This window comes from Streptomyces sp. KMM 9044, from assembly GCF_024701375.2.
In the GTDB taxonomy this organism is placed as follows: Bacteria; Actinomycetota; Actinomycetes; order Streptomycetales; family Streptomycetaceae; genus Streptomyces.
The window spans coordinates 425,911-439,339 of record NZ_CP113910.1; the positions used below are offsets into that span (position 1 = coordinate 425,911).

Annotated in this window: 11 protein-coding genes and 2 pseudogenes; 8 read left to right on the forward strand and 5 right to left on the reverse strand. The window is 68.3% G+C overall.

Features of this window, described 5'->3' with window-relative positions; genetic code table 11:
- Positions 1–119: 119 nt before the first annotated feature.
- The 3 genes from HUV60_RS02040 (at position 120) to HUV60_RS02050 (ending at position 2,399) form a co-directional block, all read left to right on the forward strand.
- The gene (locus HUV60_RS02040) at positions 120–1,508 is read left to right on the forward strand and encodes a transposase (RefSeq protein WP_257852643.1); all 1,389 of its coding nucleotides are present in this window, start codon (positions 120–122) and stop codon (positions 1,506–1,508) included.
- Positions 1,459–1,845, forward strand: coding sequence for a transposase (locus HUV60_RS02045; RefSeq protein WP_257853175.1), 387 nt, complete (start codon positions 1,459–1,461; stop codon positions 1,843–1,845). Before HUV60_RS02040 ends, HUV60_RS02045 begins: the two co-directional genes overlap by 50 nt.
- A 173-nt stretch (positions 1,846–2,018) precedes the next feature.
- Positions 2,019–2,399, forward strand: coding sequence for a hypothetical protein (locus tag HUV60_RS02050; protein WP_257852639.1), 381 nt, complete (start codon positions 2,019–2,021; stop codon positions 2,397–2,399).
- 89 nt (positions 2,400–2,488) lie between these two features.
- On the opposite strand, the gene HUV60_RS02055 is transcribed toward HUV60_RS02050, so the two are convergent.
- From HUV60_RS02055 to HUV60_RS02070, 4 genes are all read right to left on the reverse strand, one after another.
- Entirely contained in the window at positions 2,489–3,616 is a 1,128-nt protein-coding gene (locus HUV60_RS02055; RefSeq protein ID WP_257853173.1) for a serine/threonine-protein kinase, read from the reverse strand.
- A 7-nt stretch (positions 3,617–3,623) separates the two neighbouring features.
- Positions 3,624–5,435 carry a hypothetical protein gene (locus HUV60_RS02060; protein WP_257852637.1) on the reverse strand — a complete coding sequence of 604 codons (1,812 nt, stop codon included), beginning with the start codon at positions 5,433–5,435 and terminating at the stop codon, positions 3,624–3,626.
- A 685-nt stretch (positions 5,436–6,120) separates the two neighbouring features.
- A complete protein-coding gene (locus HUV60_RS02065; protein ID WP_331462039.1) occupies positions 6,121–7,401 on the reverse strand; it encodes an MFS transporter in 1,281 nt (426 codons plus the stop codon).
- A gap of 207 nt (positions 7,402–7,608) precedes the next feature.
- A complete protein-coding gene (locus tag HUV60_RS02070) occupies positions 7,609–7,863 on the reverse strand; it encodes a DUF6207 family protein (RefSeq protein WP_443047489.1) in 255 nt (84 codons plus the stop codon).
- On the opposite strand from HUV60_RS02070, the gene HUV60_RS02075 reads away from it, so the two are divergent.
- The 4 genes and pseudogenes from HUV60_RS02075 (at position 7,753) to HUV60_RS02090 (ending at position 11,790) form a co-directional block, all read left to right on the forward strand.
- Positions 7,753–7,980: a hypothetical protein gene (locus HUV60_RS02075; RefSeq protein WP_257851802.1), complete on the forward strand. Its 228-nt coding sequence runs from the start codon at positions 7,753–7,755 to the stop codon at positions 7,978–7,980. The genes HUV60_RS02070 and HUV60_RS02075 overlap by 111 nt on opposite strands.
- A gap of 537 nt (positions 7,981–8,517) precedes the next feature.
- Positions 8,518–9,966, forward strand: coding sequence for a group II intron reverse transcriptase/maturase (ltrA, locus tag HUV60_RS02080; protein ID WP_257848168.1), 1,449 nt, complete (start codon positions 8,518–8,520; stop codon positions 9,964–9,966).
- Between the two features lie 6 nt (positions 9,967–9,972).
- Positions 9,973–11,157, forward strand: a pseudogene (locus HUV60_RS02085) (IS701 family transposase).
- A 393-nt stretch (positions 11,158–11,550) separates the two neighbouring features.
- Positions 11,551–11,790: a transcriptional repressor gene (locus HUV60_RS02090; RefSeq protein ID WP_257852632.1), complete on the forward strand. Its 240-nt coding sequence runs from the start codon at positions 11,551–11,553 to the stop codon at positions 11,788–11,790.
- Between the two features lie 91 nt (positions 11,791–11,881).
- On the opposite strand, the gene HUV60_RS02095 is transcribed toward HUV60_RS02090, so the two are convergent.
- Positions 11,882–12,970, reverse strand: coding sequence for a saccharopine dehydrogenase NADP-binding domain-containing protein (locus HUV60_RS02095; RefSeq protein ID WP_257852631.1), 1,089 nt, complete (start codon positions 12,968–12,970; stop codon positions 11,882–11,884).
- A gap of 93 nt (positions 12,971–13,063) precedes the next feature.
- Between HUV60_RS02095 and HUV60_RS33770 the strand changes: the two are divergent.
- Positions 13,064–13,381, forward strand: a pseudogene (locus HUV60_RS33770) (FAD-dependent oxidoreductase); the annotation flags it as partial.
- Positions 13,382–13,429: the final 48 nt, after the last annotated feature.

The window sequence follows — 13,429 nt, forward strand, 5'->3', positions numbered from 1 at the left end:
GTTTTTGTTGGGCTGTTCGACTCTGCTGCGCAATTCCCTGTGGGGTGACGGCGGGCACGGGATGATCGCTCGTGCGGTCGTTGTCCTGTCGTGCGGCCGTGGGGGTGGTGTGGGTGTCGATGCGACCGAAGGAGCTGCCGGAGGTTTTGGAGCAGACGGCGGCGGTGGCCCGGGCGGCGTTTCCGCAGGGGAGCCTGGTGATGCGGGCGCGGGACCGGCTCACGGAGGTGTTCGCGGACGAGCCGTTCAGCGACGCGTTCGGGGTTCGGGGTGCTCCGGGGTTGTCGCCGGGGGTGTTGGGCCTGGTCACGGTGTTGCAGTTCGCCGAGAACCTGACCGACCGGCAGGCCGCGGCGATGGCGGTGCGGGCGATCGGCTGGAAGTACGCGGTGGGCGTGGAGCTGACGGACACCGGGTTCGACGCCAGTGTGTTGAGTCGGTTCAGGGCTCGGCTGGCCGAGCACGGCATCCGCATGGAGCGGGTGCTCTTCGACCGGCTCCTTGAGCACTGCAAGGCCGAAGGGCTGGTCGCTGCCGGTGGGATGCAGCGCACGGACTCCACCCCTGTGATCAGTGCGGTGCGGGACTTGAACCGTCTGGAGCTGGCCGGGGAGAGTGTGCGGGCCGTGTTGGAGGCGCTCGCAGTCGCGGCGCCGTCCTGGCTGGCCGGGGCCGTGGACGTCGCGGAGTTCGCTCACCGTTACGGGCCGCGGGTGGACAGCTGGCGGATGTCGTCCTCGCAGACCAAGCGTGACAGGCTCGCGCAGGTCTTCGGCCGGGACGCGCTGGCGTTGTGCCGGGCCGCGTGGGCGCCCGGGGCCCCGGAATGGATACGCGAGATCGAGGCAGTGCGGGTACTGCGGCAGATCCTCGTGCAGACCTACTACCTCCGCACCGGCGCCAAGGGGCGGGAGGTGATCGTGGAGCGGGCCGCCGATGACGAGGGCGTCCCGCCCGGCCAACCCCGCCTCGCCTCGCCCTACGATCTCGACGCACGCTGGGCGGCCCAGAGCGAGGACCTGTGCTGGCTCGGCTACAAGATCTATCTCATGGAGAGCTGTGACACTCCCACCGAAGCCGAAGCCGGTGCCCGGAGGGCACCGAACCTGATCACGGACGTGTTCACCACCGACGCCACCGTGCCCGATGTGAAGGCGACGGCTCCGGTCCGGCGACGTCTCGCCGAGCGCGGTCTGAAGCCCGCCGAGCACTACTTCGATTCCGGCTGTCCCTCGGCCGACCTCATCACCGCCGCCGCCGGCCAGGGCGTCCGCAGGGTCACCCCGGTCCCTCTGAATGGTCACCCCGGTCCTTCTGAACCACTCCGCCCAGGCCAAGGACGCCGCCGGCTTCGACAAGAGCGCCTTCACCATCGACGGGAAGGCCCGCCAGGTCCGCTGCCCTGCCGGGAAGACCAGCGCGCACCGGAACCCGCTCGAACAGCACGGGACGGACGCGATCGTCATCACCTTCGGCGTCCTGACCTGCCGCCCCTGCCCCTTCCGTGAGCAGTGCACCAGCTCCGCCGCAGGCCGCCGCATGCTCACTCTGCGGCCGAGAGAACCCGAAGAAGCCCTCGCCAGGGCCCGGGCCGAGCAGAAGACAGAGACCTGGAAGACGAAGTACGCCCTGCGCGCGGGAGTCGAGGGCACCATCCACCAGGCCCTCGATATCACCGACATCCGCCGGGCCCGCTACCGCGGGCTCCCGAAGGTCCGTCTCCAACACGCCTTCTCCGCAACCGCCCTCAACGTCGTCAGACTCGACGCCTACCGGACCGGTCACGACCAGCACCGCCCCCGCAGCAGCCGCCTCGAACGCCTCGCCCACCGACTCACGGCCTGACTCGCGAATTGCGCAGCAGAGTCGCCGCCGACTCTGCTGCGCAATTCGAGGGATGGTCACGCACCGCATCCGGGAGGGGCCGGCCGGGGCCGGACCGCTTCCTCGCGAGGCCCGTTCCCTGCGCCCCGTCGACAGGCCGGCGTCATTCTCCGCAATGGAGCAACAGAGTCCACGTGACCACCAAAACCCTGATCAACTGGCTGTCCGACCCCGAATACAACATCCGCCGCAGCTACCGCGACCTCATCCACACCGCCTACGAGAACGCCGCCGTCGTCCCCGCCGAACCGATTCCCGGCCATGTCAAGAGGGGCCAGTTCGAGATCAGCGGCATGGTCAAGACGAGCGATGACGAGCGTGAGCGCGGCAGCCGGCGGGCCGCACCTCTGCGTATCGACGGCAGCAGGGGCAGCTGGGACGAGATCGAAGAACTCTGGCTGGCCGACGACGAGTTCGAGGACCACTTCGTCGACGACATCATCGTGGCGGACATCGGTGAAGACACCGACGGATGGGAGTTCCCCGGCGCCTCATACTCCATCGAACTCAGGTAGCAGCAGGCCTTCCTCGGACTCGCCGTCTGCCTGATCACCCACCGGCACATCCAGAGTCGTTGTCAGGGCCAGTTATGGGATGGGCTTCGTCAGCCGGAGCGCTCCTTCCAGCGGGACGCCTCCCTGAATGCCTCCAAAACCCGGGGGTGGTCAGCCCCAAACAAGGATACACAGTCCTGCCCCAGACGCTGACAGAGCGCTGCAGCACCCCGAGGATCGCCCGACTCGCCGGTAAGCCGGGCATGGCGGGCACGGGCGTCTAGTACATCTGTGCCCATAGCCCGGGGGCCGTCGGCATGGCGCTGGATGAACTGTTCCAGGTTCTGGATCTCGGCGACGTGCCGAGTGTCGACGTGTGGATCCCCAGCGTCGTCCGAGACGTATTCGATCTGTTGGATGGCCCAGGCTACGGCCCTGGCGTCGCGCGGGCGGTCCTTTGGGGCCTTCTCCAACAGCCTCAGCACAAGGGCGTCGAGGGGCCTGGGGATACCAGGACGCAGCGCGCTTGGCGGGGCAGGTGTTTCCTCCATGTGGTGCCACATGACGGCGGCAGGCTCCCGGATGTAGCCGAATGGGGACCAGCCGGTGAGCATCTCGTACACGACGCAGCCAAGTGAGTAGAGGTCGCTGAGAGCGCTGCCCGACTGCTCACGAAACCGTTCCGGGGAGGCGTAGTGCGCGGTGCCCCAGCCTGGACCATGCGAGGAGGAGGCATCGAGGAAGCGGGCGAGGCCGAAGTCGACGACCTTAGCTGAACCGGTTGCGTCGATGACGATATTGCTGGGTTTGACATCCCGGTGTACCACGCCGGCTTCGTGAGCGTCGGCGAGGCCGTCGCAGATGTGCCTTGCCCAGCGGACGGTCTGTTCTAGGGTCAGCTGTCCCTGCCTGATGTGAGTGGAGAGCGGGCTCCCCTCGATGTACTCCATGACGGAGTACAAGACGCCGCTGTCCTCACCGTAGTCATGAATGGCAGCGACATGGGGCCGGTTGCGGATGCGCGCCATGGCCTGTGCCTCTTTGTGAAACCGCTCGACGCGCCGGTTCAGCTCCTCAGCGGGCTGGCCCTGCCCGGAGTGGCGGTGCAGCGTGGCTACCTTCACGGCAACTGGGCGGTCGAGGCGCAGGTCGTGACCGAGCCAGACGGAGCCCTGGGCGCCGCTACCCAAGGGCGAGTTCAGTTTGTAGCGCCGGTCGAGTACACGTCCGGATTCCATGGTCACGTCACTTACCCATCGGGTCCCAGGCGCGCAGCTCGGGAAGCCGCGCGGCGTGTTCGTTCCATTCGGCGAAAAACTCGATGCGCTGGCTGAGAACGTCCTGCAACTGATGTTGTGCACGCTGCCGCCTTGCCACGCCGGCCTCGCGGATCCTGCCACGCTCGGCCGGTACGCGAGCAACGTCCAGCAGACCCCACACAGCGGCGACGACACCGAGCAGCAGCATGAGCACCAGGAAGAAGCCGCCCAGGACGAAGGGGGCTAACACGAGGGCGGATAGTCCACCGGCGGTGCCCCCGATGCGACGCGCAAGGTTGCGGTCGACAGCATCGACCTCGGCTTCGGTGCGCGTGAGCAGGTCAGCGTCGAGCGCTTCGGCAAGGGCCCTCGCGTCGACCGGAGCGGCGGGATCGGTCGGCAGAAGAGTGGGCCAGCCGTCGATTTCGATGGAAATCTCCCGGGGACGGTGCCGCAGCGAGGCTGCCACCAGTTCCTCGGCGGCGGCGCGCAGGTTGGGCAGGACCAGCATGAGCGCGAGTCGGCGTGCGTCGTCACCGAGCGCAATCTGACTGGGCTTGAAGACGGCGTTGTCGAGGAGCGTTGCGAAATCCATGACCTCGGCGTCCGCCTCTTGATGCAGCTCGTGCTCCTCCTGCGCCGCACGGCCGTTTCCACGGTGCTCGATGAATCGGCGGAGCGCTTCCTTCCTGGTGTGCAGGGCGGCCTCGTCGGGTTCCAGGTGTCCGATGAGGCGGTCGATAGCCGTCTCGGCATACCGGGCACGCCCGTGGACGGGCGCTGTTTGCTCCGGGGGTGGGAACTCCTTTCGGAGGTAACTGAGGGTGCAGGTCGTGACCGTGGCCATTCGCCATTGGCCGAGAAGTTGTGTCCAATCCCCGTCGTATGCATGGGCCAGGGATGCGAACCGGTCGCCGGGCGAGGCAAGCAGTCTGCGCAGGTGGGGTTTCCAGCGACCCACGCTGGCCCTGGACGCCATGCCGTCCGCGGCCGCCTCCGTGCCCCAGCGCACCATCACCTGGCGGGCATAGCTGTGGGCGAGGTCGCCGAGTTCCCGACTGGCGACGGCGTCGAGCACGACGAGGAAGTCCCTGCCGAGCCGGTCCGGGTGGACTGCGTCCTGGAGGTAGCCATCCATCCAGTTGCCGGCCCGCTGATGGTCGCCCATCCTGGCCGCAGCGAGCGAGAAGAAGAGGTTGGCTTTACCGAGGTCTAGTGCCTGCGCCAGCCCCATGGCTCCGAGCTGACGGTCGTCATCACCGGTGAGCCGGGCTGCGACAGCCAAGGTGGCGTGGGCGAGCCAGAAGTCGGGATCGTGGACGAGGTGTTCCTCCACGAAAAGTCGCAAGTTGTCGGTGCTCAGGATCCCGCCGTCCACGAGCTTCGGGGTGAGCTTTCTGACCAGGCCTCGGGCGAGGGAACGCACCTTGTCCCGGCTGCCGAACCTGCGTTGCCAGTCCTCGGTGATCCGGTCCAGCTCGAACTGTGCTGCAAGGACAGACTGGTCTCGTTCGTACTGGGAGCGGAACTCTGTGAGGTCGGTACTGAGTTGGCTGAGCTCGGACTGAGTTCTGGTCAGATCTTCCCTTACTTGTTCGGTAGCTGCGCCCACCGATTCGACGCCGATGGCGAGTTTGTTCGATTCGCTGCGTAGGGTCTCCAAGCCCTCGGACAGCGTGCCGAACCGCTCGTGGAGGGCCTTCAGATCATCCTCGCGGCGTTGTTGTGCCTCGTGTATCTCCTTGAGGCCGCGCCCCAGCTCCGTGAGGCGGTCATCGGCCTCGGACTGCTCATTCACACCGCTCCCCATTCACCCGGCTGTCCGGTCCTTCCTCAGAAGAGAAAGCTTCTGGCGACGCACCGGGGAGTGCAAGAGCGCGCTGGGGTGCGAGCAGCGCCCAGGCTGCGGCGCTGCCCCCAAGAGCAGCCCGCTCCCGGGCCATGTCCACGTCGTCCAGGATGGCGACGCCCACCCGGCTCAGGTGCTGCTGATGACCGACGCCGAAGCCGCCGGCTGGCTCACCGTCACAGCGGCCGGAGAGAACTGACCCCACTCCGGACACACTACGGGCCCCAGAGAGTGAAAGCATCCCCGGGGCCCGGTGTATGGAGTCGCGTTGCTCAACGACGCCGCGAAGCCGACGTTCACGGAGTGTGCGCACCCGTCGGCGCGTTCAGCCCGCCTCGGGCTGCAAGGGCTCGACCTGGCGCAGGCAGCACGCGCATCTGGACTCCGCATCGACGCGACCCATGCACCGCCGGCAGTCCCCGCGCTCGCGGACCAGGGGCCCGGCCGTCTGCGCAGCTCGGGCAGGTCGTCACCGGCTGTCAGAAGCCGAAGCTGACCACCCACCCCTCGCCCTGCGCGGCGTCGCGCGCCAGCTGCGAGACTCGAATTGTGTGCTTGTGGCCCCGTGGCCCGGCACCAAAGGAGCACATTCCTAACCGGGTTGACGAAGTCACCCCTGCGGCCCAGGAAGCCGCTATGCGGTCGGACTGTCCGTAGCCGGGTACGGAGCCGCTTCTGTCGTAGGTGAGGGAACATGCCCACTGAAAAAGCGTGCCTTTCGCCATGGCAGAAGTAGCGCGCTCGCCATGCACAGCAGGCCGCCGATGAGCAGGGCGCCGCGTACCCCCACTGCCACGGCGATGAAACCACCGGCAACCACGAATGCGGCCTGGCATGTCTTCGCGCCCGCCGACCAGGAGGTGACGACTCGGGACATGTACGCATCCGGTGTGGCCGCCATGCGGTAGGTGGTGAACGACGGGTTGAAGACCCCGGCGGAGAGGAGCAGGCCGAAGTCGGCGGCCACGATGACGAACAGGCCGAGGGCGCCGGAGGGCGTCAGCGGCAGCAGGATCGTCCACACTGTGCGCGCAACGCCAGACACCAGCAGAATGCGGCGCTGTCCGAATCGCCGGGTGAGGAGCGGAGTCAGGCGTGCGCCCAGTACACCGCCCAGGCACGGCAGTCCCAGAGCGAGTCCGTACTGCCACGGTGCCAGACCGAGGTCATCCAGCACGAGGACGGCCATCAGCGGGGAGGCCATCATGACGGATCCGCCGAAGAGCAGCGCGTTGAAGAACAGTGGCCGTAGTCCTGGGTGGCGCAGGAGGTACTGCCAGCCGGCCGCAATGTCCCGGCCCAGGTGAGCGGCGGCGGCGCGTGCCGGTGGCGGGGATTCGGCCTGCCGGATACGACGGATGCCCACAGCCGACCCGAGGAAGGACAGAGCATCGACCACCATCGTGGCCGCCGCGCCCAGTGCTCCGATCAGAAGCCCTCCAACGGGCGGGCCGGCACTGACGCTGATCCAGTTGGTCGTCTCGAACAGGCTTGTGGCACGTAGCCGGTGCTCGGGCAGGACGAGTGCCTTCAGATGCGCTCCACTGGCCGCGTCGAACGCGACAGACGCCGCGGTCTGGAGAATGTCGACGACACACAGCTGGGTAAAGGTGAGCCTGTCGAAAGCCATGGCGACGGGAACGCTGGCCAGCACCACGCAGCGGGCCAGATCGGCAGTGATCATGACCGGCCGTTTGTACTGGTGCTCGATGCGTACACCGAGCGGCAGAGCGATCACCGTGCTGGCCACCGCAGACAACGCAGCCAGCACCGAGACCTGAAACGCCGAGGAATCCAGCACCACAAGGGCGATCAGCGGCAACGCCCCCATGCCCACGGCACTGCCCGCTGCACTGACCACGTAGGCACCCCACAACCGCCGGAAGTCCTGCCCGAGCGTGCTCCGCCGTACCAACCGAACCTCCCGACGCGCGAGGGCGCTCAGCGTGGTCAGCCGGACCAACGACCACCTCGTGATCAAGCCATCAAAGCCGGTCGGCCACAGGTCCAAAGCCTGCTACTCAGTCCTGTCGTTGCCGGATGCGCACGCCGTATCGATCTTGTTGGGCGCGGGCGGGTCGCGGCAACTGCACGATCCTGGCCACGACCTCCGCTTCCCCGTCTACGCCTCGGGCTGCTGTTTGAGGTCCAGGTAGTAGCGCAGTCGTACGCCGGGTTCGCCGGGTTCGTGGGTGGTGCGGTCCGCCGGTACTACAGCCGTGACTCGTGTCCGTGTCCGGTAGTCGTGTGACGCGTTGTTCCCTCCGTGAGTACGGAGCGGGCGGTACAGGTCTGGGCGGGCTGGTTCGATGACTTCTTCGCCGGGTTGGCGGGGGTCTTCGGGAGGGTCGAGCCGCGCCTGATGGCGATGGCCTATCGGAAAGCGCTGGTGGCGCCGGTCGAACGCAAGAACGGGTGGGTGCGCCACGAGGCGCCATGTGACCGAGTGGAGGTGGGAGACCTCTACCGCCGGGCCGTCGCAGCGGCCGGGTAGAAGCTGAGGGCAGTCCGGGCCGGGGAACGCCGGTGAGGACGGGAAGCAGCCCTGACAACGCCGGGACGGCGCGGTACTGCCAGACGCGTCGGGTTCGGCAAGCAAGGCCAGAAGGCGTACGAAGAGGAATCCGTGTAAAGCCCCGTAAGTCTTGTCACCGGGCTCCAATCTGGCGGATATGGGCCCGGGGTGCAGTGCGTGACCGCTTGCTTCGGCTGGGGCGGTCAACTCCGAAGCCGGTCTCCAACTGCCGGTGGGGAGGCCACGCTGAAGGTCTGCGGCGTAGGCGTGGTGATGCTGCCGGGGTAGTAGCGGGACGCCGACCTGGCCGATCGGCACATGGTGAACGTGGGAACCGCCTGCGGTCGCCCTTTCCTTCCGGACAGCCGGTCCGGCGAGGAGGGCAGGCCCGTTGCCGGCTGAGGTCCGCAGGTGGGGCGGAGGCCTCGTAGTAGTCCGAGCGGAGGAAAGCTCCGTGCATGGCGAAGGGGGCCAGCAAGTCGGCAGGGAGGATGCTGCAATGCCAGGAGGTCGCTGGTGAATACCGACGCGCTGGAGTTCGGGCTGCTCAAGGCCGAGCGCCGGGTACTGGAGATGCAGACCAAACTGCACTGTTGGGCGACCGACGATCGTGATCGCCGGTTCGATGACCTGTTCAATCTCGTTGCTGATCCCGCGTTCCTGCTGGTCGCGTGGGTTCGGGTGAGGAGGAACAGGGGCGCTCGCTCGGCCGGAGTGGACGGGCAGACGGCCCGTTCCGTGGAGGACGGGCAAGGCGTCGAGGCATTCCTCGACGAGGTGCGGTCCGACCTGAAGGACCGCACCTTCCGTCCGCTTCCCGTGCGGGAAAGGATGATCCCCAAGCCGGGGACGGCCAAGCGCCGTCGGCTGGGTATTCCGACCGTGCGGGACCGGGTGGTCCAGGCGTCCCTGAAGCTGGTACTGGAGCCGATCTTCGAGGCGTATTTCCTCCCGTGCTCCTACGGGTTCCGCCCGAAGCGCCGGGCTCACGACGCGCTCGCCGAGGCGCACCACTTCGCCAAGAACTCCTATGAGTGGATGGTGGAGGGGGACATCGAGGCGTGCTTCGACTCGATCGACCACGCGGCCCTGATGGGCCGGGTGCGTCGCCGAGTCGGAGACCGGCGCGTCCTTGACCTGGTGAAGGCGTTCTTGAAGTCGGGCATCCTCAGCGAGGCTGGCCAGTCCAAGGACACCGATTCCGGCACTCCGCAGGGTGGGATCCTCTCGCCGCTGCTGGCCAACATCGCCCTGTCGGTTCTCGATGAGTTCATCGCGGCCGGTCCGGGCGGGCCGAACTCCACGCAAGGCCAGCGGGCCCGGCGACGTCGGCAGAATCTGCCCAACTACCGGCTCTTCCGGTATGCGGACGACTTTCTGATCGCCGTGACCGGGACACGCGAGCAGGCCGAAGACATGCGCACCCAGGTGGCGGAAGTACTCGCCCCGATGGGACTGCGTCTGTCGGTGGAGAAGACGGCCATCACCCATATCGACGAGGGGCTGGACTTCCTCGGGTGGCGCCTCCAGCGTCACCGCAAACGTGGGACCCAGAAGCACTACGTCTACCTCTACCCCTCCAAGAAGGCCCTCCAAGCCGTCAAGGAGAAGGTCAAGACGCTGTGCCGACAGGACACGAACCTGCCGCTGGCAGTCGTGCTGCACCATCTCAACCCGGTGTTGCGCGGCTGGACGGCGTACTTCCGGCACGGGGTGTCGTCCGCGACCTTCCAGTACCTGTCGGCCTTCACCTGGCGGCAGGTCTTCGGGTGGCTGCGGCGAAAGCACCGCCGGTCCAACTGGAAGAGTCTTCGCCGTCGTTACTGCGCGGGCCGATGGTGGCCTGCTGATGACGAGGTGGTCTTGTTCAGGTGCGCGAAGGTGCGAACCAACCGCTATTTGTATCGCGGGAACAAGATCCCCTCGCCCTGGCCCAGTGGGAGCACGACGGCCGCGGCCGTCTGAGAGGGCTTGTGGAGAGCCGGATGCCTGGAGAGCGGGCACGTCCGGTTCGGGAGGCGGCTCGGGGAAACCCGCTGGTGGAAACACCAGCAGGGCGCCCCGAGTCGACCTCACCAGATCGCCGAGCACGTCGGGCACACGAGTCCGGATCGGGTGCAGTGATTCCTGGCCCGCTCGACCTGGTGCACGGATCAACTCCGCGACGCGCTGCGGTCGTTCGTAGTCCAGTTCCTGGCCCGGCCGGATGGGGTGCTGGTGCTGGATGAGACCGCGTTCTTGAAGAAGGGACGGATGTCGGCCGGGGTGGCCCCGCAGTACGCAGGGATTACCGGACAGATCGAGAACTGCCAGGTCGCGGTGTTCTGCGCGTACGCCTCCGACACCGGACGCGCTCTGATCGACCGTGAGTTGTACCTGCCCGCCGCCTGGTGCCAGGACGCCGGCCGCTGCCGCACCGCGCGCATTCCCAAGCCGCGCGCGAAGGCCGTGGTCACCAAGCCCGAGCTCGGCCGGCGCATGGTGGAACGCTGCCGCCGGGCCAAGGTCCCGTTCGGCTGGATGGCTGCCGACAGCGCCTACGGCCAGGACCGCAAACTCCGCTCCGCCCTCGAACGCCGCCGCATCCCCTATGTCATGGCCGTGCCGGTGGACGAGACCGTGTCCACCCACGGCACCGGGAGCCTGCGCGTCGACAAGCTCACCGCCCGCATCCCACTGATCTTCGAGCGCCGTTCCTGCGGGAAGGGGGCCAAGGGCCTGCGCTCCTACGACTGGGCGCTGGCCGAGGTCACCTGGCCGGGCGGCGCCGAGAACGGGCCCCGCCGCGGCTGTATTCACCTGCTGCTGGTCAGGCGCTCGATCACCGACCCTGCCCAGATCGCCTACTTCGCGGTGCATGCCAAGGTCAGCACCCCGATCGGCGAGATCGTCCGCGTGATGGGCCTGCGCTGGTCGATTGAGGACTGCTTCGAGACCGCGAAGTCCGACTGCGGACTGGACCACTACGAGGTTCGCACCTGGGACGCCTGGCACCGTCACATCACTCTGTCCATGGCCGCCCTCGCCTTCCTGACCATCACCGACACCCGCTCCCGTGACCTCGAAGACCCCACAGAGCCAGTCCAGTTGCCCGCACCCAGCGACCTGACCCGGGTGCTCGAAAAGGGGGGCCGCCGGGCCGCGTTGAAAAACTGATCCGCTACACCGCCGAGGAGATCCGCCGCCTGCTCAACCGGCTCGTACGGGCCACCTCGCCGCCACCACCGACGATCGTGATCACCCAGTCACACTGACGCCGCACCCACCAGGCCCGCGCACAACGCTGCCACTACGCCACCCGCGACAAACGAGATCGCGAGTCACGGCTGTAGTACCAGGCACGACGGGAGGCACACTCGTGCACGGAACGGCCCCCGGCGAGTGGCGCCACCCCGCAACGAGCTGCGGTCCCCGGGGACCTGCACGTCTGCGACGGTTTCGTCTCGGCGCAGACCCTGCATACCGTCCTGGCCACGGACGGTGTGGCGGTGGGACTGACCACCCTCTAACCGCACGCTCCGCCTGCTGGAGGCCGCCGGGCACGTCGACATGGCGCGTGACAGCGGCGGCGAACGCCTCTACCGGCCCAGGCCCGACGACGGCCACCGTCACTTTCCCGTCTGCCGGGAATGCGGGCTCGGCCTGGCGGTCGACTCCGAAGAGGTCGAACAGTGGGTCGCGAGAATCACACGCGACGTCGGGTTCCACGCGGTGGACCACACGGTCGAACTCACAGGTGTGCGCGACGGCTGCCGTCCCGGGCCGGCCGACCGCCGAACGGACTTCTGACCGGCCGGTGGTGAACGGGCGATCCGCCGAGCCGCCTGCCCGTCGGCGTGCCCCTGATCCGTCCACCGGTCGGGGGCACGCCGACGGGCACTCACAGTGTCGTGAGCTCCGCCGCGTCATCGGCCGCCAGGTCCTCGGCGACGCGCAGGGGATCGAGCACGTCCGCGGCGAAGTGCACACCGGGAGCGATCGCCCCGTGGAGTGCCCGGAGAGCGGCGGCGGCAGCGAGGAACCCGCTCAACTCGTAGGAGTCCGCGGCGCGCAGGACGAGCCTCGCGGTGGGCGGGCCGTCCGTCGCCCCGTCCCAGAGGTGGAACTCCTGTCCGTACCAGGCCCCGTGGCGCCGCACGTCCTCGCCGGCCGCCGCGACCAGGTCGGCGGCCTCCGTGCTGCCCAGTGCCCATGCCATGGCCAGTTCCTCGGCCAGGCGCCCGCCGCCGAAGACGGTGTACCAGCGCACCTGGCCGATGCCCGTGGCGCGGGCCAGCCGGACGGCCTCGGTGGACAGGAAGGGGAAGGCGTCGACGGGTGCGGGGAAGGCGTCGATTCGTACGCCTCGCCGTGGGGCCAGCGCGCGTTCCTGCATCCGGTCCTCCTGCCAGGCGGCCGCCGGCGTGCCGTGCTCCGGTCCCCGGCCGAGCAGCACGTCACCGGCGGCGGCCGGGGTGAGCGGCGCGACACCGCCGACGTAGGCCTCCAGTGCGACGGCACTGGTGGCGCGGGCGGCCAGCGCGCGGGGCAGCAGCGACGACAGGCCCGGCAGCGCGCCGGCGGACAGCACGGCCGTGCGTCCGGCCGCCACCCATCGCCCGGCGCCCCCGTCGGCCGACAACAGGTTGTGGACCGGGTCGTCACCGGCCGCGTCGACGTAGTCCGCGCCGTTGCGCAGCGCGGCCCGCGCGACCGCGTCGAGGACACGGTACGAGGGGCCCGCACAGTTGACGACGAGTCGGCAGCCCGCCGCGAAGCGATCCAGCGAACGGTGGTCGGTCAGGTCGACGGCCAGGGCGCTCACCTCGGGGCCGCCCTCCGGGAGACCGGCGATCAGCGCTTCTGCCCGGCTCCGATCGCGGCCGGCCACCAGCAGCGGGTGGACACCCGCCCGGTGGAGCCGTCGTACGACCGCGCTGCCGACTGCTCCGTAACCGCCTATGACGCCGATGGCTGCCAGGTGTTGCACCGGTATTCCCACCATTTCCCACTGATCCTGTTGATGAAAATGATAATTATTATCGTAGTCATTATTTGCTGGGCCGAGAAGGAAGTGACGACGATGTTCGACGTGATCGTGGTGGGCGGAGGGCCCGCCGGCCTCAACGCGGCGCTGGTGTCCGGGCGTCAGCGCAGGCGGGTCCTCCTGCTGGACTCGGGCCGCCCCCGTAACGCGCCCGCGGCGCGGATGCACATGTTCCTCAGCCGTGACGGCTTCCCGCCCGCCGAACTGCGCCGTATAGGCCGGGAGCAGCTCACCGCCTACCCGAACGTGGCCGTGCGTGAGGCCACCGTCACCACCGCCGCGCCCGGGTCGCAGGGATTCGTCCTGACGTTGGCCGACGGCACCGTGGAACGGACCCGGAAACTGGTCCTCGCCACGGGGCAGGTCGACGTGCTCGACGAACAGGTGGAGGGACTGTCCGCG